Origin of the sequence: Thiomicrospira pelophila DSM 1534, from assembly GCF_000711195.1 — a bacterium.
Taxonomy (GTDB): Bacteria; Pseudomonadota; Gammaproteobacteria; order Thiomicrospirales; family Thiomicrospiraceae; genus Thiomicrospira; species Thiomicrospira pelophila.
Genome location: NZ_JOMR01000001.1, coordinates 1,273,168 through 1,296,057, shown reverse-complemented (window position 1 = coordinate 1,296,057; position 22,890 = coordinate 1,273,168). Strand labels below are relative to the sequence as shown.

Below are 22,890 nucleotides of genomic sequence, written 5' to 3'. Positions count from 1 at the left end.
GTGGTATTAATCTAGACAGAGCCTGATTAATCAGGCAAAATCGGAGCTTTTAAAAATAAGCGACTTGATAAGCCTATGCAATTGCAGCCCGACGAATTACAGAATTTGCCTGTATTCGGTATTGCCGGTAATTTTGCCGATCATTTAAATCAAGCTGGTGAAGCCTCTGATTTTGTTAATGTGAAAACCGAAGAACAACAAGCACCCAAAGGTATTTTCCCGATTTACATTCCCGGAGATTCCTCTTTTCTGGGTGTTTATCCACTTTGTAATCTCGCCATTCGTGCCGATTTTTCGAAACCGATTAAATTACAAGCTGAACCCGAAATATCAGTATTGTTTGAACTCGATTATGACGGTAAACAAGTTAGCCGCGCTCATGCACGAGCTTTCAGCGCTTTTAATGATTGTTCGTTGCGTTGGCCGGCGGCCAAAATCAGTCAGAAGAAAAACTGGGGAACCGCTTGTACGGGACTGTCAGAGCAGTGGTTAGAAATCGATCAATTTAGCTCGGGCGGGGTGTTGGACCACTATCATCTGGCTTGCTTTATAAAGCGCGACGCTCAAGTTTATGAATACGGCATTGATAGTCCGGCGATTAGTTATAGTTATTTCTATCAAAAGCTAGCTGACTGGGTAGTAAAAACGCTAAATCAACAAAAAGATTATGGTCCGCTCGAAGATCTTCCGGCCTTATTCGCGCAAATGAACTACCCTAAAGAAATGATTCTTACGCTTGGCGCTACACGTTATACCGAGTTTGGTGAAAGTCATTATTTAGAGCCGGGCGATAAAATTGGTGTATTTGTATATGACCCGCAACAGATAAAGCTTGAACAGATTCGACAAGCTTTTGCGCGAGATGATAATTTTTCAGACTTTTCAGGTTCCGCTCTTGTTCAAACTATTGAAGCGTCTTAAAACCTAAGGCTCTGCTTATAGAGCCAATAGACTTTTAGACTTTCTTGCTTGGGTTGGCTTGTTGTTTCTGCTGTTGTTTTGACCAACATTCAGGATTGGCGGACTGCCAGTAATAACGCCAATCTTCTGGCACGCTGCTTTCGTTTAACAAGGCACCTTTGCGCATGACCGGATAAATGTCCGCTAAACTTTTCACCTGGGTTTCACTGATGCGGCGGAATATATCGTGTGCACTGATATCCTGAGTGTTGTTTAAACCGGCCGCCACCATGATTTTGCGAAAGTGAAACACTAACGAACTTTGATAGTTTGCAACCCGTTGTGATTTGTTAGTGACGTCTAGAGCCTTGGATCGTTTTAGGTTTTGCGTGGTAATGCCGGTGGGGCATTTATCGTTATTGCAGTTAAGTGATTGAATACAGCCCAGTGCAAACATCATACCGCGACCTGAATTAATGCAGTCTGCCCCCATCGCCAACGAACGATACAAATGAAACGCCGAAAACAGTTTGCCTGAGGCCACAACACGAATCTGTTCACGCAAGCCACAGCCTACCAAACACGAATGCACCAAATGCAAAGCTTCACGTAAAGGTGTGCCCATTGAATTAGAAAACTCAATGGGTGAGGCGCCAGTGCCACCTTCGCCGCCATCCACTGTAATAAAATCGGGCAAAATATTAGTCGTTAACATGGCTTTACAAATGGCCAAAAATTCCTGCGGACGGCCTACCGCCAATTTAAAGCCCACTGGTTTGCCGGATATTTGACGTAAATCTTCAATAAACTCCAACAATTCAGTTGGGTTACGAAACGCGGAATGGTCGGGTGGTGAAACCACATCTTTGCCAATTTCGACTCCTCGAATCTGGGCAATTTCCGCGGTCACTTTCGCGGCAGGCAATAAACCACCATGTCCAGGCTTGGCTCCTTGTGAGAGCTTCACTTCAATCATCTTAACGGCTTCATGCGCGGCATTTTTAGCGAACAGTTCGCGGCTAAAATGGCCATCTAATGTGCGGCAACCAAAGTAACCTGTGCCGATTTGCCAAATTAAATCGCCACCGTTTTCTAGGTGATAAGGGCTAATGCCGCCTTCGCCGGTATTGTGCGCAAAGTTACCTAGTTTGGCGCCTAAGTTAAGCGCACGCAATGCGTTGGGGCTTAAGGCTCCAAAACTCAGGGCGGAAATGTTTACCAATGAAGAACAGTAGGGCTGGCGTGCACGCGATTCGCCAAATATTACCCGAGGTTCATCAGCCATCATCGGTGCGGGGAACATTGAGTGATTCGTCCATTCGTAACCCACCCGATTGGTATCAAAGGTGGTGCCAAAAGGGCGCGTATCCGATTGGCCTTTGGAGCGTTGATAAACCAGCGAGCGAAACTCACGGCTCACCGGCATACCGTTGGTATCGTTTTCAACGAAATATTGTTGAATTTCCGGGCGAATGCTTTCAAATACATATCGCAAGTGACCGATCACCGGATAAAGCCGTAACACAGTGCGCTTTTTTTGCCAGATATCGTGAATGCCCAATAACACCATTGGCGTAATCAGTAAATAAGCCCAAAGCACCGGTTGCCAGAAATAACTCGCCGCCAATACCAATAAGATTGCCAACACAGAAACGAGAATAAACATATCTTGCATGGTTCTCATTATGGTTTCCTCTTTAAAATGTTTTGAGCGAGGGAACAGGATATTGGCTGGTCAAGCTGGTAGGGCATATATTATTTCTCATTGGGTTTTGAATGGTATTTTTTAATATGTTTATTCTGGTTGTCGCCATTGTCTAATGACTTCTGCATAATGACAACGGGGAAGAAAAATCGTAAAGGATTGTGTTTAATTTCGAGCAAAACATTCAATAGTAAACCGCTAAAACTACCAATTCTGGCACCACGTGATTTGAGTGCGACCCAAAGTGCAAGTGAAAAACTTACCCATAAATTAACAAACCCGATCATTAAAACGAATACCAGTCCTAGTAAAAACGTTCCGATATCCAATGGTGAGCTTAAAGTAATGAAACCTAAATTAGCGGATGAAAAAGCGACGTGTCGTATATCTAATGGCAGACCGATTAGATAACCTATATAGCCTGTTGTGCCGAGCATTACGCCGAAAAAGAAGTTACCCATGATGGCGCCATAGTTCTCGTGCAAGTAATTGGCGAGTTTGTTAGCGATATTAGAACCAAAAATATTAAACAGGCGTAACTGTCTTAATCGTAAACGCAGTTCTAAATAGTCGGCGCGGTTATCAAAATAACCAGCAATAATGCCAGAGCAGAACAACCAAACCCCCGCAATCGCCGCGTACAGTAAGGCCAGACTACTAAATGGAGCCAAGGCTTGCCAATGATAGGTCACAAAATCCGGCGTTAATACCGGTTCATTCATCTGCCAAACCACAATAAATGAAATGGCCAACGCAGTTAAAATCGCCGTCGAGACATTCCCCCAAACCGCGGCCCACTGAGATCGATTTACATCAATCAATAATCTAGCTAATTTAGGGTGGGCCGCGCGGCCAGCTTTGCTGTGTTCTACTTCGGCCGCCATACTAGCGGCCGTCATCGCAGGTTGTTTGGTTGCAATCGTGAAACTTAAAAAGTGAACTAAAACAAAGCCCAAACCGTAATTTAAACTAATCCAAACGGTTTCTTTTAAAGGACTTAAGCCCATGGCCTCAATCTGAATTTTAATCCAGGCCATGATGGCAATCACGACACCTGCACCCATGGCTGAGCCAATGAGCGAAAAAAAGGCGGGTGCATCTTTTGCAATGTAATGTTCGCCATGATCACTTTTGTTTTCGGTAATGCTGAGGGATAGTGTATGAATCCCTTTTCTAAACACGATTGCCAGGCTGTTTTTTTCGGCGGCCGCGATGACCAAAATCCGCCAAAGTTCGAGGATTTTTGTGCGCTGTTTATCGGTATTTTCATTAATTAAAATCACCAGCAATAACTCAATACGTTGGAGTGTTTGCTCTAGGCGTTCTAGTAAGTTTGATACCCCCATCGATGATCCAGCGCATCCAGCGGCCCGTCTTCTTAAGTTATCCACTTGTTCTTGGCATTGTTCTAACATTACCCAAATATGCTGATTGTCATAAGGCGAGATAAGCGGGTCTTCCAAGCGTTGATTTTCGATATTTACAAAGGCATGCAATTCTCTTTGCAAACCTATGAAAGCTGAATCAATGTCGACCAGCCGTTTATCAATCCGCATTAGTTCGGGCTCGAGCTCTTCAGCGGCCACCCAGATGCCCAGCATTTCTAGTGCATATAAACATTCTTGCTTAAAATGATAGGCCGAATTATCGAGCTTTTGCTGGGGTGCATGGCGGGTTAAGGTATCGTAGAGTTTCAGCCAAAGCTCTGCAGGGATATTTACAAACCAATCTTTATCGGTTTTTTTATTAAATAAGCGTGACAAGGTATCTTCAGAGCTGTCACTATCCATTGGAGGTGGAATTAAGCGGTCATAAGTACGTGAGGCGATCTCGCGCATTAATCCGTGACGAGAAAACAAACCTAAACCCACTAAAGCTGGGTAGAGGTGAATACAGGCTAACCATTCATGAAACAGCGCACCAAATTTTATAGCGTGAGCTTGATCAGATTCAAAGCACTCTATTATGGCCTCTAATAAGGCGGGTGCTTCAGACGGCGGTGCGAGTCTAAGTTGAGCGGTTAACTTATTAAGTAACTCGAATACAGGGTATTCAGCATCATCGTCAATCTCGTTAATGATCGAGCAGGGCGTTTTCAACGGAGTCCTCTCTAATATATATAGATATGAATCATCACAGTATACTGGTGGCCGATAGGTTTTCACAAGTAACGACTTCTGACTTCACCAGGCCTGGTTGTTGTATAATTCGCTTTTCATTTTTTAGTTTCAGGAGTCTGTTGTGATTCGTACTCGATTTGCGCCTAGCCCAACGGGTTATTTACATATTGGCGGTGTGCGCACTGCGTTATTTTCATGGTTGTTTGCACGCAAAATGGGCGGCGAATTTATTTTACGAATCGAAGATACAGACTTAGAACGCTCAACCCAAGAATCGGTGAATGCGATTTTAGAGGGCATGGCTTGGTTGGGGCTAGATTATGATAAAGGTCCTTTTTACCAAACCCATCATTTCGACCGCTATAAAGAAGTGATTCAGCAATTACTGGATCAAGGCGATGCTTATTATTGCTACGCCAGCAGCGAAGAGTTGGATGCAATGCGTGAACAGCAGCGTGCGAACGGTGAAAAACCACGTTATGACGGACGTTACCGCGATTTTAAAGGTACACCTCCTGAAGGTATTAAGCCGGTTATTCGTTTTAAAAATCCGTTAGATGGCGAAGTCGTCATCGACGATCTAGTGAAAGGCCAAGTCACCATCCGCAATACCGAAATTGACGATCTGGTGATTGCACGTTCAGACGGCACACCTACCTACAATTTAACCGTTGTGGTGGACGATTGGGATATGGGTATTACGCATGTTATTCGCGGTGACGATCATCTAAACAATACGCCACGTCAAATCAATATTCTAAAAGCCTTGGGTGCACCGATTCCAAAGTATTCGCACATCCCAATGGTGTTAGGCACCGACGGCGCGCGTTTATCCAAACGCCACGGCGCGGTGAGTGTATTGCAATATAAGGAAGAGGGCTTTTTACCTGAAGCTTTATTGAACTACTTAGTTCGACTAGGTTGGGCGCATGGCGATCAGGAAATCTTTACGATGGATCAAATGGTGGAAGCCTTCAGCTTAGAAGCCGTGAATAACGCGCCTTCCACCTTTAACGATGAAAAATGTGAATGGGTCAGTCAACAGCATATTCAAGCGGCCACACCAGAGCATTTGGCGCGCCATTTATCTTTGTTTATGACCGAACGCGGTTGTGATCTTAGCCAAGGCCCAGCGTTGGAGCTGGTGGCGGACTTACTGCGTGATCGTGCAAAAACCTTAATTGAGATGGCTGATAGTGCGTTGTATTTCTATAAAGACTTTACCGAGTTTGAAGCCAATGCCGCCAAAAAACACCTGCGCCCAGTCGCGGGTGAGCCGCTAGCGCTCGTGCTGAAAAAGTTTAATGAGCTGGAGCTGGAAGACTGGAAAGCCGAACCCATTCATCAAGCGATTCAAGCCGCTGCAGATGAACTTGAATTAGGCATGGGTAAAGTTGGTATGCCACTGCGTGTCGCCATCACCGGTGGCGGTCAGTCTCCATCGATTGATGCCACCGCCGAACTCATCGGCAAAGATCGTTGCCTCACGCGCTTACAAATGGCACTAGACTTCATCGCCGCACGCACCGAAGGCTAAAATTTCAAACGCTTTCTAACTACCAGGCCTGGTTATTATCCAAATAACTAGGCTTTTTCTTGTGTATTCGAATGATCGACTAACCCCGCCTTAAACTAAAAGCCCCTAATTCTGTTGAGCTTTACGCAGTTAAACACGTTTAAATTTATGCCAGCGTGAACGTTCAAATCACATGCAATTAACAAGCTAAAAACGTTAGAGAGAGAGACGGTAGATTTTTGTTTTCTCAGGGCGTATATTGATATTTCTCCCATATGAAAAGGAGCGTCATCATGACAAAGGTTTTGGTTGTTTATTACAGTATGTACGGTCACGTAGAAACTTTGGCGCATGCCATAGCGGAAGGGGTGAGCACTGTTGATGGCGCACAGGCCAGTGTCAAACGAGTGCCGGACTTGATGCCTGAAGAGATCGCACGAAAAGCGGGGGCGAAGCTGGATCAAAGTGCGCCGATCGCAACCCCGGATGAGTTGGCGGAATATGATGCGATCATCTTTGGCACACCAACCCGATTTGGCAATATGTGTGCCCAAATGCGTAATTTTTTAGATCAGACTGGAGGCTTGTGGGCGGGTGGAAAATTGGTGGGCAAGGTCGGTAGCGTATTTACCTCCACCGCCACTCAGCACGGTGGGCAAGAAACCACAATCACTTCTTTCCATACTACGCTTTTACATCACGGCATGATTATTGTCGGTGTGCCTTATTCTTGCAAAGGCTTGGATGAGATGGAAGAAATTAGTGGTGGAACTCCTTATGGCGCTAGCACTTTGGCAGGCGGAGATGGAAGCCGTCAACCTTCTGAAAACGAACTCAGCATTGCACGTTTTCAAGGTGCTCATGTAGCACAAGTAGCCAAAAAGCAATCCGCTTAACCAAACAGTTTTGATAGCATAAGCTCTTATAAAGCCAAAAGAGTGACTAATAATATGAATGAACCCCAAAATCAGCCTTCTACACAAACAATGGATCGCAGTTGGCGACAAGCTTTTGGTTCGATTGAGGGGTTAATATTAGCTATAGGCATTTTGCTAGCCGCGACGGGACTGGTGACCATTGCTCTGTTGGCGATCTGGTGGCCAGAATTGTCCGGCATCATCGGTAGCATGGTGTTTTCTAACCTTATGCTCGGGCGTTCGGTTTCGTTGTTGATCGGTTATGCGGCAGGGCAAGGGCACTTGTTGGTGATTGGGGTTAATATGCTAACCGAAACCATTTTGGTTTTGCTGTTCTTTCCGTTATTTGTGTTCAGTTTAAAAAAACTCCCCTTACTCCCTAAGCTACACACCATAATCGAACGCACGCATCGTCGGGCCGAAAGACATCGAGACCGGGTGCATCGCTATGGTGTGATCGGTATATTTGTGTTGGTTTTTTTTTCCGTTTTGGATGACCGGTCCGGTGATCGGATGCGCACTAGGTTGTTTAATAGGATTGCGTCCCTTAGTTAATTTGGTGACCGTTCTATCTGGTACTTTTATCGCCATGCTGGCTTGGGCGTGGTTATTGTATGGCTTGCATACTCAAGCCACCCTGTTTGGTTCATGGGGTTTGCTATTGTTGTTTGGCGTGCTGCTGGGTATCGCGGCGATGGGTTACTGGTTTAATCTTCGGCAAGAACGCGTCTCAGAACACGAGAACAAATCATAGTTATCGGAATCACCAGGCCTGGTCGTTAGCGAGTTTTGGTTTCGCTAACCATTGGGCCTTTTTATTGGGCGGTTTTGAGTCTTCGGTTGCCATCCCAGGCGAGCAGACTTGGTGTTAGCAGAAGAGTTATAAAGGTGGCGATGGTGAGACCACCGACGATACCGGTTGAAAGTTGAGTCCAGAACTGGCCGGATGGCGCACCAAAGAAGAGATCGCGCTCAAAAAAGTCGATGGTTAAGCCCATTACCATCGGCAATAAGCCAACAATGGTCGTGATGGCGGTTAACAGAACGGGACGCAATCTTTCAGTACCAGCTTGTTGAGCGGCTTGGTTTGGATTAAGTCCTTTACTTCGATAGTAGTTATAGGCGTCAATTAACACAATATTGTTGTTCACCACAATCCCCGCTAACGCCATAATGCCAATGCCACTCATGACAATCGAGAAGGCTTCTTGACGAAGGATTAAACCTAAAAAGACACCCGCGATAGAAAACACGATAGCCGACAAAACTAATAAGGCTTGGAAGAAGCTATTGAACTGGGTGAGTAGAATCAGCAACATTAAAAACACCGCGAGTAAAAACGCGAGAATTAGGAATTCAGCGGCTTCTTGCATGTCTTCTAGTTCACCTGTAAAACTGACTTCTACACCTGGGTCTAAATCTATATTTTTAAGACTTTCACGTAAAACTGCCAACTCCTTAGCCGCTGTAGTATTCGATTTAACATCCGCCGAAAGAGTTTGCACATTACGCGCATCCACTCGGTTGATCAGTGGGTGATTGGGTACACCTACCAAGCGCACAAAGTTAGCGATGGGGACCATGCCGTCAGTGGTTGAGATTCTTAAGTTGGCTAACTGAGCAAAGGTGCGTTCATTGGCTGGATAACGTAAACGAATGTCGACTTCATCACGGGCAAAATCCGGCAAATACGAACCAATTAAAACCCCGTTAGTCAAAAGCTGCACGGCCGAGCCAATCGTGGCTATATCTACACCATAACGTGCGGCTTGTTCACGATTTACTTCAACTCGAATCTCAACATGCGGCATTGGTGCATCGCTAGAGATATCTGTAAATTTGTCTTGTTGCGCCATCAGGCGTTTTATTTTTTGCAGGTTGGGCAGCAGATCTTCACGTTGATCGGCCGACACTTGGATTTGAATTGGACGAGCTTCACCCGGGCCAGATTGTTCTTTTTCAATTTGCACCCCAACGCCGGGTAAGTCGGAGGTTAGTTGGCGAATTTTGTTAAGAATGCGGTCAGCCGACTCACGTTCGCGCCAGTCTAGAAAATTTATTTGAATCGTGCCAATCACATCGGGGGATAGATTCGCATTTAGCCGATCTTCAACAGAGGCAATGGTGCGTGAATACAAACGTTCGATACCGTCGGTGCCGATAATGCGTTGCTCAACCATACGCACGATCTTGTCGGCTTCTTGAAGCGATAAGTTGCCGTCTGCCTGAATTTGAAGTTGGGCTCTTTCGGGTTCAATATCTGGGAAGAAGTTCACGCCGCGACCATAGTGACTGTAAAGCATGATGCTGACAATTAAGGTAAACAAAGTCAAACCTACCACCAGGCCTGGTTGTTGAATCATAGCCTTTAATATGCGTTCGTAAAGACGGCTAAAACGGTTTTTAGTTTCACTTAAAGTTGTGTATTCTCTGGGTTGGTCTTGGGCGGTTTTATTCGATAATAAACTGCCCATAACCGGCACAAAAATGAGCGCCATAAGTAAAGACATGGATAAAGTGAGAATGACGGTCGCAGGTAAATAAAACATAAACTGGCCAGCGGTGCCAGGCCAGAAAAGTAACGGAAAAAATACCGCAAGCGTTGTGGCGGTGGAGGCGGTAATTGGCCAAGCCATATATTGAGAGGCCTTTAAAAAAGCTTGTTTAGCGGTTTTGCCCTCTTGTTGTAAACGTTCAGCACGTTCGACCACAATAATCGCACCATCCACCAACATACCAATTACTAGAATTAAGCCAAACAACACCACAATATTCAGGGTAAAGCCCAACATATTAATCGCTAAAATACCGCCCATAAACGCGCCGGGTATCGCAATTGATACTAATAAAGAAGCACGTAAACCTAGAGCTAAAATCATAGTTAGGCTGACCAGCACAACCGCGCTGATGACATTATTTTGTAAGTCACCTAATAGGGTTTTGATGTTGTCGGCTTGGTCTTGTAAATAGTCAACCTTAAGCGTGTCAGGCCAGTCTTGGCGCATTTGCTCGACGCTGGCTTGAACATCCGCCACCGTTTCGATGATGTTTGCGCCACTGGTTTTGCGAACATCCAACGCAATGGTGGGGTAATTATTGACGCGAGCAAAACTATCCGCATCTTGAAAAGTTTGGCGAACCTGCGCGACATCCTTTACCCGAACGACAGTGTTGTCGGTGACTTTGACCGGCATTGCTTCGATGTCTTGCTGGGTTTGAATCGTGCCGGGAACCGATAATCCAATGCGTCCGGCACCAGTATCAAACGTGCCAGCGGTGATGAGCTGGTTGTTATTGCGGATGGCTTGATGAATTTGTTGCGGTGAGATGCCATAAGATTGCATGGCTAGCGGATCAATCACAATTTCTAGTAAGTCTTCACGAAGGCCGGAAAGATCAACCTCTAACACCCCCGAAATGGTCTCGAGCTTTTCTTCTAGCTCACGTGCGATTAAGTTGAGTTCTCTTTCTGGTACGTTTCCCGATAAGCTAATGGTTAACACTGGAAACAGCGAAATATCGATTTCTCGTATTACCGGACGGTTCGCCCCCGATGGCAGGTCGGGCGTTGCATTATCGGTTTCGTCACGCACGCTTTGAATGGCTTGTTGTTGATCATAACCGGGATCAAATTCCAGAATAACGGTAGCAAAACCTTCACCGGCGCGGGCCGTCATTTGGCGCAGTCCTTCGAGCGATTGCAGTTTTCGTTCTAATGGTTCCACTAATAAGCGCGAACTGTCTTCGCTGGAAATACCTGGATAACTCACGCTAACCACAAAAAATGGAATATAAAACTCCGGTGCCGCTTCTTTAGGAATGGTGATATAGGAATAAGCACCGGCGCTTAAAATTAACACCAGCAATAAAATAACAGAACGCGCACGGGTAAATAGGGCGGCGATCAGCGCATTCATTATGGGGTTCCCTTGCTTTGACCGCTAAAAGAGTCCGGAGTGGGTTGAACGTTCACCCTTTGGCCATCCGTTAATTCGCCATGTGTGAGGGTGGCAATTTGCACACGAGGCTTAAGTCCGTTAACCCAAATCGCCTGGCCATCTGCTCGCACAATTTCGATGGGCCTAAACTCTAGAGTTTGTTGACCGTTGACGATATAGATTCCCGCTTGACCGGTTTCATCCAAGCGGATAAGTGCGGGCGAAATTTGATGCGCCATTTGAGCATCTAATTCCAATGTCACTTCGGCACTTAAACCTGAAGGTAAAGGGTTTTGGCTATTGTCGATTTCGATTTCAACTCGGAAAGTGCGCGTTTTAGCATCCCCAATCGGCGAAATAAAACGCACTTGACCTGTGCGTTCTTCACCACCCACAAAGCGAACTTGTGCGGTTTGACCAAGCTGAATGTTAGCGATTTCAGCTTGTTGGATTTGAATAACCGCCAGCAGCGGATTGTTATCAACGATTTCAAGCAGTTGGCCACCCAAAGTAACAAAGCTGCCTTGTTCTGAGAAGATATGGTTAACGGTGCCGCTAATCGGCGATTTTACACGCGTATTTTCAATCTCAAACTCAATCGCCCGCAAGGCAGCGCGGGCTGATTCGAGCTGGGCGAGTCGAAGTTGACGTTCAGAGTCGGATGCTAGGTTACGTTCAATTAATTGACTCACCGCGTCATAATCGCGCTGGCTAGAAGCCACTTGTGCTTTGGCTTGGGCAAGCTGCACTTGTCGGTCATCCATGGAAAGGCGCGCAATTTCATCGCCTTCACGAACGGTTTGGCCAACACGCACTATATCTTCAACTAATCCGTCAGTACGGGCTCTGACAACCGCGACCTGAATCGGTTGGGCATCGCCATAAATCACCAGTTTACGATGAATGGATTGGGCTTCACTCCAACTCGCGGCAACCGTAGGCAGATTAGGTTCTTCATCGATAGATTGATGGTGATTGTTTGAACCCAGTATTCCACTTGCGATCCAACTTACAACCAGTAATAAAATCAATATAAATACTATATGGCTGGCTTGGAGATGTTTGTGAACCATTCGGATCAAGGCCTCGCTTTGCGAACAAAAGTTGATTTTTCAGTGCGCCTATTGGCGATAAGAGTGAGCTTACCAAACAGGCGGATTTTCTTGGTCTTTAAACATTTTTGCCAAATAAGCTTGGTGGGCCGTCAGTTCTTCAGGCGTAGGTTCGAGCACTTTAAGTACCCCGCGTTGATCACGGCTTTTTCGTGTCCAACCTGCGCCGCCAGACGCGCTTTCGTGCGCCAGTTTTAAACTCACCTGGCCGCCGGTCATCATTAAATACACATCCGCCAGAATCTCGGAATCGAGTAGGGCGCCGTGTAATTCTCGGCCCGAGTTATCCACGCCTAAACGCTTGCACAAGGCATCCAACGAATTACGCTGTCCCGGATAGGTTTTGCGCGCCATTTTTAAGGTGTCAGTGATTTTGCAATGATCTTCTATTTTTCCCCAAACATTGTCTTTTAATAAAGACAGTTCGTGGTTGATAAAGCCCACGTCAAACGGTGCGTTATGTATCACCAGTTCCGCGCCTTGCACAAACTGCATAAACGCGTCGACCACCTCAGCAAACTTAGGTTTGTCGGTCAACAACTCATTCGTGATGCCATGCACACCAATCGCTTCTTCTTCCACCTCGCGTTCGGGTTGAATATATTGGTGGTAATGCTGGTGGGTTAATTTGCGATCCAACAGCTCGACACAGCCGATTTCGATAATGCGGTGGCCTTGTTTGGGATCAATGCCCGTGGTTTCGGTATCTAAGATTATCTGACGCATAACCGTCTCTTGGTTTAAAATAAGCCTCATTTTATCACTTTTAAAATTGAGGAATACCCGATGCGAGTGAAGAAAGGCGCAAAAGTTACGTTTCATTATGAACTGCGTGATAACAAAGGCGAACTGTTAGATTCGACCTACGATGTCGCACCGGTGGTTTATATCCAGGGTGAAGAAGAAATTATCGAAGGCCTAGAAGAGTTTTTAGACGGCGAAGAGCCGGGCTTTGAAGCCAAAGTAACCATCTCACCAGAAAAAGCCTATGGCTACGAAGCCGATGACTTAATGGTCGTCGCCAGCCCAGAAAACTTTGACGACAATGTCGAGTTAGTCGAAGGTAATGTGGTCGAAACCGTCGACCCAGAAGGCAACCCAATCAATTTCCGTATTACCAAAATTGACGGCGACAAAGTCTATTTAGACGGCAACCACCCACTAGCGGGTAAAAGCTTGGATTATAAAGTTGAGATTATTTCGGTTGAGTAGGCCGGATTTTTTCTCGCTCGACTTAAAATGAATTCAATACAAGGTTGTATAAATGTTTGAAATAAAAGAGATTGACCCGCATCAATATCGCGTAAAAACCCGCAACGCAACCTTGCGGGTGATGGCGCTGTTTATTGTCATCGGCTTTTTAACCTCTTACTTTTTCCCCAGCTTATTTGGCGAAAATCCGCATAACTTACTGACCCTACAAATCATGGGCGCGTTAATTGGCTTAGGTCTCGTGTTTTGGATTACCGCTAAGTTCTTTAAGCACCAGCCCTGGATGCAAGAGGCCATGTATGGCTGGCAGTTAAAACGTAGCTTAATGCACATCACCAACGCCATGCGCTCGTTGCAAGAAAAGGTCGAAGCAGGGGATGTAGAGGCGATGAAAATCTTGCGCTTTTACCATTTGGGTATTACTCAAATGTACACCTTCGAGCAGAACACTAGCGGTTTGATTGACTTAAAAGTCGAAAAAGACGAGCTAGAAGCCAAAATGCGCGAATTAGGTGTAGATACTGAGCAAACCCAGTTCGATCTAGACAAGCTGAAAGCCGTGGTGGGATAGCCAGAAAAATAAAACTAATTCAAAGGCTTATTAATCAGATCTACAAAACCACTTATCCAACAGGAAAAAGATATATTGGAAAAGATAGCATCGATATTACCGTAGCTCTGATATGAATGTAGTCAATGCGGATTTTGAAAACTTGCCGTTAGCAATTAGATGCAATTATATAATTCACAAATTGGATCTAACCACTGGCTAAAATGGAGTGGCTATAAGAAGGAATGGTAATATGAAATTAAAACAAATAATCTTAGCGGGCCTATTTTCTATGAGCCTTGCTCAGACGGTGATGGCGGATAGGGAAAAGGGCTTGTCAGCCTATCAAAGCGGTGATTATAAGTCTGCACTCAGTGAGTTTAAAAAGTCCGCAGAAAATGGAGAACCTTTTTCACAATACGCTCTTGGCGTATTGTACGAAAATGGCCAAGGCGTAGCGAAAGATCGCAAGCAAGCCGTCTATTGGTACGAACAAGCCGCGAAACAAGACAATGCCAATGCGCAGTTTAATCTTGGCTTAATGTACGATAAAGGCAAGGGCGTGGAGCAAGACCACAAGCAAGCCGTCTATTGGTACGAACAAGCCGCGAAACAAGGCCATGCTAAGGCGCAGTATAATCTTGGATTAATGTACGAAAACGGTCAAGGCGTAGCGAAAGACCACAAACAAGCCGTCTATTGGTACGAAAAAGCCGCGAAACAAGGCGATGTCAAGGCGCAGTTTAATCTTGGATTAATGTACGACATAGGCCAGGGCGTAGAGCAAGACTACAAACAAGCCGTCTACTGGTACGAACAAGCCACGAAGCAAGGCCATGCTAAGGCTCAGTTTAATCTAGGTTTAATGTACGAAAACGGCCAGGGCGTGGAGCAAGACCACAAGCAAGCCGTCTATTGGTACGAACAAGCCGCGAAACAAGGCCATGCTAAGGCGCAGTATAATCTTGGATTAATGTACGAAAACGGTCAAGGCGTAGCGAAAGACCACAAACAAGCCGTCTATTGGTACGAACAAGCCGCGAAACAAGGCGATGTCAAGGCGCAGTTTAATCTAGGTTTAATGTACGAAAACGGCCAGGGCGTGGAAGACCACAAACAAGCTGTGTACTGGTATGAACAAGCCGTGAAACAAGGTGATGTCAAGGCGCAGTTTAATCTAGGCTTAATGTACGACAAAGGCAAAGGCGTAGAGCAAGACTACAAACAAGCCGTCTACTTGTACGAACAAGCTGCGAAACAAGGTGATGCTAAGGCGCAGTTTAATCTTGCTGTGAAGTATGACAACGGTCAAGGTGTGGTGCAAGACTATAAAGAAGTCGTGTACTGGTATGAACAAGCCGCGAAACAGGGAGTTGCCCCTGCGCAGTTTAATCTTGGTCTGATGTTTGCCAAAGGTGAAGGTGTAATTCAGGATTACATTCAAGCCCATAAATGGCTCAATATTGCTTTAGCAAACGGTTATGAACAGGCGAGAAAAAAGCGTGATGAATGGGTTGCACCCAAAATGACGCCCGCACAAATTCAACAGGCGCAAGCCTTAGCGCGTGCTTTCCTTGCGGAATAAAAGGGCACGTTATCCTTCAATTTCTTAATTGATTGTAATTGTTTGCTCTGTCTTTTCAATTAACACCATCCTTTTTGGATGGTGTGCTAAATCTAGCGGACTTATATAGTCTTAATGAATGCCAATAATGGTATAACCTTGCTTGTCATAGCCGATATTGGACACATAAGTGTTGCCCACCACATGAATGCCATTACGGATTTCTGGACGGTCTGCACCGTATAGACGAATAGCGATGGCACAGGCTTCAATTCGTACACCATCAAGCGCCATTAATTTGTTTAAGTTTTCATTAAAGGTTTCGACTTGGTTTATATCTTCCATGGGCACGGTGTCTAGGTTTTCGGTTAGATAGTGCACATTCTGGCCGTGAAAGGCGAGAACCATCTTTGGCGTAATGCCGTTTTTTTTCAAGTCCTGATAGGTTTCAAACATCACTCCCATTTGTGCCGTTAACATTCTTGGCTCAGACAGCGTGATATCAAACAATACATCACCATTCTTAACACCGGCCAGAGCATGATCATTGTTCTGCGGCTCGGCATAAGCCTGCATCGGTAGGGCGAGCATGAGACTGGTTGCTATAGAAAGGGCCATTGCGCGTAGTGATTTCATTTCGATCTCCTTTGGTAACGTCGATTCTCATAATACGCCAGTTTGTTTAACGGTCAATAGTGTCAAACGCATTCACTTGAACCAGAAATATAGGAGATTGGAGTAAATTTGTTTCAGCGTAACTTTGTCTAATCTTTTAAATTCAACCACCAGGCCTGGTGGTGGCTAAATTTAGCAATGCTTACATTCTTGTGCTTATCAGCTTATAATTGAGTTTTCAAATCATCTGGATTTCGATATGTTTAAGCAGGGGTGCTTGCTGTTTTTTGTATTTTGGCTATTGCCCTTTAGCGTATTGGCAGGTTCTTATTCTTTTAATAACTCAGAACATATCATTTCACAGCAGGTCTATTGGCAAGACCGAGATGAGGCGAGTTACGAAGCCTCAGAGATTTATAACCTTTGGCAGCAGGGGCAGTCCTTTCGGTCGTTAGATAAACAGGTGCTGGCAAGCGGTTTGAATAGTGCGCCTGTTTGGGTGGGCTTGGAACTTTATAACGCTGAATCGGAAGCAATCAAACGTCATTTGCTGTTGGATACCTCTTGGTTGGATGAGGTGCATTTTTACCAGTTTTATGACGGTCAGTTGGTTAAACAGTGGATAACGGGTGATAACCATTCCGCGCTAGATCGCACGTCGAAGGTGACGGGCTTTTTAATGCCGCTTTATCTGGAACCTGGAAAGACACAGGTGTTAGTGCAACTGGATACCCCCGATCCGCTAGTCGCGCCGTTTTATGTTGTTGATGATCAAAAACTTGATCACTTTACGCTTGTGCGCTTGTTTAGTTATGGGCTGGTTTATGGCTACCTCTTAGCCTTGATCTTTTTTAATACCGCACTGTCTGTTGGTATTCGTGACCGCCGCCATTTGCTTTATGCCTTTTATTTACTTTCCTTTGTTGTTGCCAATTTTTCCTATACCGGGCATGGTTTTGTTTGGGTCTGGTCGCAGTCGGTCGAGTGGCAGCGCTGGGCGCAACCTTTGTTAATGATGCTATTTGGTTCGGCTGGGCTTTGGTTTGCTACGGTGTTTTTAGACATTCGCAGCAAGTGGCTAGCGTTATATCGTTTTTCATCCTGGATACTTGTCGGCAGTTGGCTTGTTTTACTTTTCAGTTATCTAACTGGAAACCAAGCGTTAGCACTAATGGTCGCGTTTGCATTTATGCTGATATTCACCTCATTAATGTTGATAATGGGCGTTTTTAGTGTCTTGCAAGGCAGTATTAGTGGTCGGTTTTACCTGACCGCTGTTGTTGCAGGAACCTTGGGTACAATCGTGACTACCATGGCGGTGCTGGGTTGGTTGCCTTTTAGTGAGCTGACCTTCAGGGCCGCGGAAATCGGGATGTTGCTTGAAGCGACGTTGCTGGCTTTAGCACTCGCCTCACGCATACGTCGTGTGCAACACAAACAAGTATTGGCAGAAAAAGATGCAAATACCGATGCGTTGACTCTGCTAAATAATCGTCGTGCGCTCTATTACTGGGCCGAAGGGCTCTGGAAAGATCCCTATAAACGCCGACAGCCACTCTGTGCTCTGATTATGGATATTGACCATTTCAAGGAGTGTAATGATGCGCATGGCCATATGTTTGGTGACCAGGTGTTGCAAATGATTAGCAAATTGCTGAATGAAAAAATTCGAAAAGAAGATATGGTTGCGCGTTGGGGTGGTGAAGAATTTATTGTGCTCCTGCCGAATACCCAAATCGAAGAGGCACGCCAGTTTGCCGAAAGATTTTTGCAACAGCTGCGTGAGCAAAAGCTAATCAACGGAGAAGAGGCGGTCAGTGTGACCGCGAGTATTGGCCTAGCCACCGGCTTGCCAGAACAAACCGAGCTGGACGACCTGATCCTTCGCGCCGACGAAGCTTTATACCAAGCCAAACAAAGTGGACGCGACCAGGTTATTTGCATCCTAGAAGCTTTGCTCCCAGATGATAAAAAAAGGCATAAGCTTGCTTAATCTGGTGAAAATGAAAACCGAATATTTTACCTAAAACCCTATCACCAGGCCTGGTGCCTTTTCTAGCGCGCAGTGTGGTTGGTTCAAAATGTGTTCAAAACTCCTTGGCTTGTTCAGTTAAAATAGGCGATCATTTTAACTTGTCTATTTCTGGTAACTCTTAGTTGATGTCTGAATTTCCGCGCGATAAATCTGCACTTCATTCCCTTATTGCTCAAGCGCAAAGCCGTGATCAATTTCGTTTAAAACGAGATTTGGATAGGCTCGACTTGGCTAAGCTGAATGTCGAGTCTGATAATAACCACCAGGCCTGGTGGTCTTGGTGTGAGCGTTTGCAGCGTTCGTTGGATAAGGTGGATGCACGCAAGGCGTTGGTGCCAAACATTCAGTATGATGAAGCCTTGCCAGTAGTGGGGCGGCGCGCTGAGTTGGTGGATTTGATTAGCCAGCATCAGGTGGTGGTGATTGCGGGTGAAACGGGTTCGGGTAAAACCACTCAAATTCCAAAGCTGTGTTTGGAAGCCGGGCGTGGTGTGTTAGGGCGTATAGGTTGTACGCAACCGCGACGTTTAGCGGCGCGCAGTGTGGCGGAGCGTTTGGCGGAAGAACTCGGTTCGTCGCTGGGTGAATTGGTCGGTTATCAGGTGCGTTTTCACGATCAGGTGCATGAGACCAGTTTGATTAAGGTGATGACCGACGGGATTTTGCTGGCGGAGATTCAGAACGATCGTTTTTTAAGTCAATACGACACCATTATTATTGATGAGGCGCATGAGCGCAGTATCAATATCGATTTTCTGCTGGGCATTCTGAAACAACTTCTCCCCAAGCGTCCGGATTTAAAGTTAATTATTACCTCGGCCACCATTGATACCGCGCGTTTTGCCGAGCATTTCAAACAACCAGGCCTGGTGGTGCCGATTGTGGAAGTGTCGGGGCGGACTTATCCGGTTGAAACGCGTTATCGGCCTTTAGGTCAGGTGGAAATGGACGACGGCACGGTGATTGAGCAGGACTTAACTACGGGTATTGTCGAGGCGTTGGAGGAGTTGGCTGATCACGATCCGCATGGCGATGTGCTGGTGTTTCAGGTCGGCGAACGCGACATTAAAGAAACCGCCGAAGTTTTGCGTAAACAAAACCTCAAGAATACCGATGTGATTCCGCTTTATGCGCGTTTGTCGGTGTCGGATCAAAACAAGGTGTTTCAAACTTCGAATAAACGCCGCATTATTTTATCCACGAATGTCGCCGAAACCTCTTTGACTGTACCAGGTATTCGGTATGTGGTTGATCCAGGCCTGGTGCGTATCAGCCGTTACAGTGTGCGATCTAAAGTGCAGCGTTTACCGGTGGAACGCATTTCGCAGGCCTCCGCTAATCAGCGTAAAGGCCGTTGCGGTCGTGTGGCGGACGGCATTTGTATTCGACTTTATTCGGAAGAAGATTTTAAGGCGCGTCCTGAGTTCACCGACCCAGAAATTCATCGCACTTCCTTAACTTCAGTACTGTTAAATATGGCGCAGCTCAAATTAGGCAAGGTTGAGCGGTTTCCATTTATTGAGCCGCCGCAGGAAAAGGCCGTCAACGATGGTTATCGTCAGTTAATGGAAATCGGCGCGCTCGATGATAAAAAGCGCTTAACTGAGTCTGGTCGAGATTTAGCACGTTTGCCGCTCGAACCCCGCATTGCCAAAATGGTGTTGGAAGCCGACAAAAATAATGTGTTGGCCGAGGTGCTGATTATCGCGGCGGCGATTAGTATTCAAGATCCGCGCGATATCAACGAACAAACCATGCAGGCCGCACGCAAAGCCCACAAGTCATTTGAAGACCCACGTTCGGACTTTTTGTTTTTCTTAAATTTGTGGCGTTTTTATGAACATCAGCAACGCCACCTTAGCCAAAACAAACTGCGGAAGCTTTGCAAAACCAATTATTTATCGTATTTGCGACTGCGTGAATGGCACGATTTGTATCATCAGTTAAAAGTGAGCTTAAAGTCGATTGGGTTAAAAGTCGGTGAGTTGCATTTGTATGAAGAGGTGACCGAAAACGGCCAAACTCTAGAACGCTTGAGTGATTTACATAGCATTAATGTACATCGCTCGTTGCTGGCCGGTTTGTTGGGGCAAGTGATGATGCGTGATGATGAAAACGTGTATATGGGCGCGCGTGGCACCAAGTTGTTTATTCACCCTAGTTCGGTGCTGTTTAAGCGCAAACCTAAATGGGTGATGTCGGCTGAAATGGTCGAAACTACCAAACTATATGCGCGCACCAACGCTGAAATTGATGTGCATTGGGTTGAGCAATTAGCGCCGCACTTAATCAAACGCAGTTATGCCGATCCGCATTGGCAGAAAAAGCGCGGTCAGGTAGGTGCGTATGAGTCGGTGACGTTATACGGTTTGCCTATTGTAAATCGCCGACCTTGTAATTATGGGCCGATTAACCCGAAAGAATCGCGCGGCATTTTTATTCGCGCCTTAGCCCAAACCGAAGTAAATACGCGTGCGGCGTTTTATCGGCACAATTTAGAGTTGATTAAACAGATTGAACGTTATGAGCAAAAGTTAAGACGCCCAGATTTTTTGGTGGATGAGACGGTGCTGCAGAATTTTTATGAAGAGCGTTTGCCTGCACACATATACAACCAACCCGCGTTAGAAACCTGGTTTAAAAAAGCCGATGCCAAAACACAAGATAGCTTAAAACTGACTGAATCTTTATTGCTAAAACAAGATTTGGACAGCCAGTATGAACAGGATTTTCCGGATCAAATTCAGCTAAGTCAGCGTATTCCACTGCAGCTGGATTATCGGTTTGAGCCGGGACAACAGCAAGATGGTGTGGTGTTTAAAATTCCACTAGCGGGTTTGAATTTGGTGAATGTCGAGCAGTTTGAATGGCTCACCCCGGGCTTTTTGAAAGAGAAAATAGTTTGTTATATCAAAGCTTTGCCAAAACAACTTCGTAAACAATTTGTGCCGGCACCCGCTGTGGCGGAGCGGGTAGCGAATCAGATTAGCAGCGATCAAGGCGAGTTTGTGCCGCAATTAATTCAAGCCTTAAACCGAGGCGCGAATCAAAAAGTCCGGCTGGATGATTTTGGTGCGGTAGATTTGCCCGCGCATTTACGGCCTTGGTTTCAGTTGTTGGATGACAAGGGTAAGTTACTAGCGGAAAGCGCGGACTTGGATGATCTGAAGTCACGTTATCAGCACTTGGTGGAAGCGAAGATTCAGCAAACCCAAACCGAACCCAAGCAAGTGATTAGCGAATGGGATTTTGGCGATTTGGCGCAGGAAGAATCGATTAAGTCACATGGTAAAACTCTATTGGCTTACCCAGGCCTGGTGCTTGAAAAAGAACAGGTGTTTTTAATCCGTAGTGGGGATGAACGTCAGGCACAAAAACAGCACGGCTATGCGGTCTGGTTTTTGTTAAAGAACCAGTTAAAAGACAAACATAAATATTTGCAGAAACATTTAGCGCTGAAACAAGCTTGCTTGTGTTTTTCGCCTTATGGCAGTTGTACGCATTTAACCGAGCAGGTGATTGAAAAAGCCTTACGTCGATTAGTGCCAGAGCCACAAACGATTCGCAGTCAAGGTGCATATGAAGCCGCGGTAACTCGGTTACAAACCGATTGGGTCAAAGAGGCGCAAGCAATTGCGAACTTGGTGAGTGACATTTTGCAAAACCACCAACGCTTAGCGAAGCAGATTAAAGGCAAGTTGAACCCGCGTTGGTTGGCTTCGTTAGACGACATCAAAACTCAGTTAGATGATTTAGTGAACCTGAATTTTGTGTTGGATACCCCGGATATTTGGTTGGCTCAGATTCCGCGTTATTTAAAGGCCTTGCAGGTTCGGCTGGAAAAGCTCGATTTAGACCCACAAAAAGATCAACAAGTTCAACGTCAGATGCAAAGTTTGCTAATCGAATTTAATGAATTGAAAACGCATGAATCTTTACGATTAAATCCGGATTTTATCGAATTGCGTTGGATGTTAGAAGAGTTGCGTATCTCTTTGTTTTCTCAGCCGATGAAAACTCTCAAACCGGTTTCTGTGGAGCGTTTGCAGAAATTGATGAAGTCACTTTAATTATTTTTAAAGTGATTTAAATCATGCCATAATGAAACCGACTTTTTACCTAAGGAGGGTTGTCATGCAGTTCAAAACAATAATGACGGTTATGCTAGTGAGTAGTGCGAGCTTATTTGTGGCATGCAGTGATTCATCCGATTCAAGTCCTCAATCAAGTTCCGAAGTGGATACAAGAGAAGTGACTAAACAGCCTGAGCCACAAACGCCGACTCTAGACCAGCGCGTTGAAGCTACCCCAGCTCCGCAGGAGTCGACCGAGATGACGGATGCATCAACTATGGAAGCTGAACCAAAAGCGGCCGAAATTCCAGCGGTTGAAGAACCAGTGGAAGTTGAAGTCGCCGAAACGGTGGTAGAAGTGGCTTCAGGGAAAACATTGTATGCGACTTGTATTGGTTGTCACGGTGCGACCGGTGCGGGCGGTGTGGGACCGCAATTAACCGGTAAATCTAAAGACTTTTTGGTTGAACGTATTAAAGCCTATCGTGCCGGAGAACAGGTTGGTCCGATGACCGCCATGATGGCACCGATGGTTTCGGCTATGACGGATGAAGAAATCGATCGTGTTGTAGATTACATTTTGACCTTTTAAGAAGTTTAGCTTCTTATAACGCATTTCTAAATCTTCCCGGT

The 22,890-nt window shown here is 45.7% G+C and carries 17 protein-coding genes; 11 read left to right on the top strand and 6 right to left on the bottom strand.

Annotation, left to right across the window (positions count from 1 at the left end; translation table 11 throughout):
* Nucleotides 1-75: 75 nt before the first annotated feature.
* Nucleotides 76-921, top strand: a complete 846-nt coding sequence (locus N746_RS0106240) for a DUF5718 family protein (RefSeq protein WP_029934895.1) — start codon at nt 76-78, stop codon at nt 919-921.
* A 34-nt stretch (nt 922-955) separates the two neighbouring features.
* On the opposite strand, the gene N746_RS0106235 is transcribed toward N746_RS0106240, so the two are convergent.
* Complete coding sequence (locus tag N746_RS0106235; RefSeq protein ID WP_156018284.1) at nt 956-2,584, bottom strand: FMN-binding glutamate synthase family protein; 1,629 nt, start codon at nt 2,582-2,584, stop codon at nt 956-958.
* Nucleotides 2,585-2,655: 71 nt separating this feature from the next.
* Nucleotides 2,656-4,704, bottom strand: a complete 2,049-nt coding sequence (locus N746_RS0106230) for a site-specific recombinase (protein WP_051678551.1) — start codon at nt 4,702-4,704, stop codon at nt 2,656-2,658.
* Nucleotides 4,705-4,846: 142 nt separating this feature from the next.
* Here N746_RS0106230 and gltX point away from each other — a divergent pair, with 142 nt between their 5' ends.
* From gltX to N746_RS0106210, 4 genes are all read left to right on the top strand, one after another.
* Entirely contained in the window at nt 4,847-6,262 is a 1,416-nt protein-coding gene (gltX, locus tag N746_RS0106225; protein WP_029934890.1) for a glutamate--tRNA ligase, read from the top strand.
* 272 nt (nt 6,263-6,534) lie between these two features.
* Nucleotides 6,535-7,137 (top strand): NAD(P)H:quinone oxidoreductase, encoded by a 603-nt coding sequence (gene wrbA / locus N746_RS0106220; protein WP_029934889.1) that lies wholly within the window; start codon nt 6,535-6,537, stop codon nt 7,135-7,137.
* 54 nt (nt 7,138-7,191) lie between these two features.
* A complete protein-coding gene (locus N746_RS0106215; protein ID WP_029934886.1) occupies nt 7,192-7,713 on the top strand; it encodes a small multi-drug export protein in 522 nt (173 codons plus the stop codon).
* Entirely contained in the window at nt 7,697-7,912 is a 216-nt protein-coding gene (locus N746_RS0106210; RefSeq protein ID WP_156018282.1) for a hypothetical protein, read from the top strand. The genes N746_RS0106215 and N746_RS0106210 overlap by 17 nt, the downstream gene beginning before the upstream one ends.
* A gap of 61 nt (nt 7,913-7,973) precedes the next feature.
* On the opposite strand, the gene N746_RS0106205 is transcribed toward N746_RS0106210, so the two are convergent.
* The 3 genes from N746_RS0106205 to dnaQ all read right to left on the bottom strand — a co-directional run bounded on the left by N746_RS0106205 (nt 7,974) and on the right by dnaQ (nt 12,934).
* Complete coding sequence (locus N746_RS0106205) at nt 7,974-11,075, bottom strand: efflux RND transporter permease subunit (protein WP_029934883.1); 3,102 nt, start codon at nt 11,073-11,075, stop codon at nt 7,974-7,976.
* Nucleotides 11,075-12,169 (bottom strand): efflux RND transporter periplasmic adaptor subunit, encoded by a 1,095-nt coding sequence (locus N746_RS0106200; RefSeq protein ID WP_051678550.1) that lies wholly within the window; start codon nt 12,167-12,169, stop codon nt 11,075-11,077. Before N746_RS0106200 ends, N746_RS0106205 begins: the two co-directional genes overlap by 1 nt.
* 69 nt (nt 12,170-12,238) lie before the next feature.
* Entirely contained in the window at nt 12,239-12,934 is a 696-nt protein-coding gene (gene dnaQ, locus N746_RS0106195) for a DNA polymerase III subunit epsilon (protein WP_029934879.1), read from the bottom strand.
* Between the two features lie 60 nt (nt 12,935-12,994).
* Here dnaQ and N746_RS0106190 point away from each other — a divergent pair, with 60 nt between their 5' ends.
* From N746_RS0106190 to N746_RS0106180, 3 genes are all read left to right on the top strand, one after another.
* Nucleotides 12,995-13,420 (top strand): FKBP-type peptidyl-prolyl cis-trans isomerase, encoded by a 426-nt coding sequence (locus N746_RS0106190; protein WP_029934877.1) that lies wholly within the window; start codon nt 12,995-12,997, stop codon nt 13,418-13,420.
* Between the two features lie 52 nt (nt 13,421-13,472).
* A complete protein-coding gene (locus tag N746_RS0106185) occupies nt 13,473-13,991 on the top strand; it encodes a DUF3087 family protein (protein WP_029934874.1) in 519 nt (172 codons plus the stop codon).
* 232 nt (nt 13,992-14,223) lie between these two features.
* Nucleotides 14,224-15,555, top strand: a complete 1,332-nt coding sequence (locus N746_RS0106180) for a tetratricopeptide repeat protein (protein ID WP_051678549.1) — start codon at nt 14,224-14,226, stop codon at nt 15,553-15,555.
* A 111-nt stretch (nt 15,556-15,666) separates the two neighbouring features.
* Here N746_RS0106180 and N746_RS0106175 read toward each other — a convergent pair whose 3' ends face one another.
* On the bottom strand, nt 15,667-16,170 hold the full coding sequence (locus tag N746_RS0106175) for a DsrE family protein (RefSeq protein ID WP_029934871.1): 504 nt from the start codon (nt 16,168-16,170) through the stop codon (nt 15,667-15,669).
* Nucleotides 16,171-16,408: 238 nt separating this feature from the next.
* On the opposite strand from N746_RS0106175, the gene N746_RS0106170 reads away from it, so the two are divergent.
* From N746_RS0106170 to N746_RS10920, 3 genes are all read left to right on the top strand, one after another.
* Complete coding sequence (locus N746_RS0106170; RefSeq protein ID WP_051678548.1) at nt 16,409-18,142, top strand: diguanylate cyclase; 1,734 nt, start codon at nt 16,409-16,411, stop codon at nt 18,140-18,142.
* Nucleotides 18,143-18,309: 167 nt separating this feature from the next.
* On the top strand, nt 18,310-22,254 hold the full coding sequence (gene hrpA, locus N746_RS0106165; RefSeq protein WP_029934866.1) for an ATP-dependent RNA helicase HrpA: 3,945 nt from the start codon (nt 18,310-18,312) through the stop codon (nt 22,252-22,254).
* Nucleotides 22,255-22,318: 64 nt separating this feature from the next.
* Nucleotides 22,319-22,849, top strand: a complete 531-nt coding sequence (locus tag N746_RS10920) for a c-type cytochrome (RefSeq protein ID WP_245603341.1) — start codon at nt 22,319-22,321, stop codon at nt 22,847-22,849.
* The last annotated feature ends 41 nt before the right edge of the window (nt 22,850-22,890 follow it).

What these genes read in the sequence shown, in the direction of transcription:
- dnaQ (WP_029934879.1), bottom strand. Translation starts at nt 12,934, where the DNA reads ATGCGTCAGATAATCTTAGATACCGAAACCACGGGCATTGATCCCAAA.
- N746_RS10920 (WP_245603341.1), top strand. Translation starts at nt 22,319, where the DNA reads ATGCAGTTCAAAACAATAATGACGGTTATGCTAGTGAGTAGTGCGAGC.
- N746_RS0106170 (WP_051678548.1), top strand. Translation starts at nt 16,409, where the DNA reads ATGTTTAAGCAGGGGTGCTTGCTGTTTTTTGTATTTTGGCTATTGCCC.
- hrpA (WP_029934866.1), top strand. Translation starts at nt 18,310, where the DNA reads ATGTCTGAATTTCCGCGCGATAAATCTGCACTTCATTCCCTTATTGCT.
- N746_RS0106200 (WP_051678550.1), bottom strand. Translation starts at nt 12,169, where the DNA reads ATGGTTCACAAACATCTCCAAGCCAGCCATATAGTATTTATATTGATT.
- N746_RS0106240 (WP_029934895.1), top strand. Translation starts at nt 76, where the DNA reads ATGCAATTGCAGCCCGACGAATTACAGAATTTGCCTGTATTCGGTATT.
- N746_RS0106215 (WP_029934886.1), top strand. Translation starts at nt 7,192, where the DNA reads ATGAATGAACCCCAAAATCAGCCTTCTACACAAACAATGGATCGCAGT.
- N746_RS0106185 (WP_029934874.1), top strand. Translation starts at nt 13,473, where the DNA reads ATGTTTGAAATAAAAGAGATTGACCCGCATCAATATCGCGTAAAAACC.
- wrbA (WP_029934889.1), top strand. Translation starts at nt 6,535, where the DNA reads ATGACAAAGGTTTTGGTTGTTTATTACAGTATGTACGGTCACGTAGAA.
- N746_RS0106175 (WP_029934871.1), bottom strand. Translation starts at nt 16,170, where the DNA reads ATGAAATCACTACGCGCAATGGCCCTTTCTATAGCAACCAGTCTCATG.
- N746_RS0106205 (WP_029934883.1), bottom strand. Translation starts at nt 11,075, where the DNA reads ATGAATGCGCTGATCGCCGCCCTATTTACCCGTGCGCGTTCTGTTATT.
- N746_RS0106180 (WP_051678549.1), top strand. Translation starts at nt 14,224, where the DNA reads ATGAAATTAAAACAAATAATCTTAGCGGGCCTATTTTCTATGAGCCTT.
- N746_RS0106235 (WP_156018284.1), bottom strand. Translation starts at nt 2,584, where the DNA reads ATGAGAACCATGCAAGATATGTTTATTCTCGTTTCTGTGTTGGCAATC.
- N746_RS0106190 (WP_029934877.1), top strand. Translation starts at nt 12,995, where the DNA reads ATGCGAGTGAAGAAAGGCGCAAAAGTTACGTTTCATTATGAACTGCGT.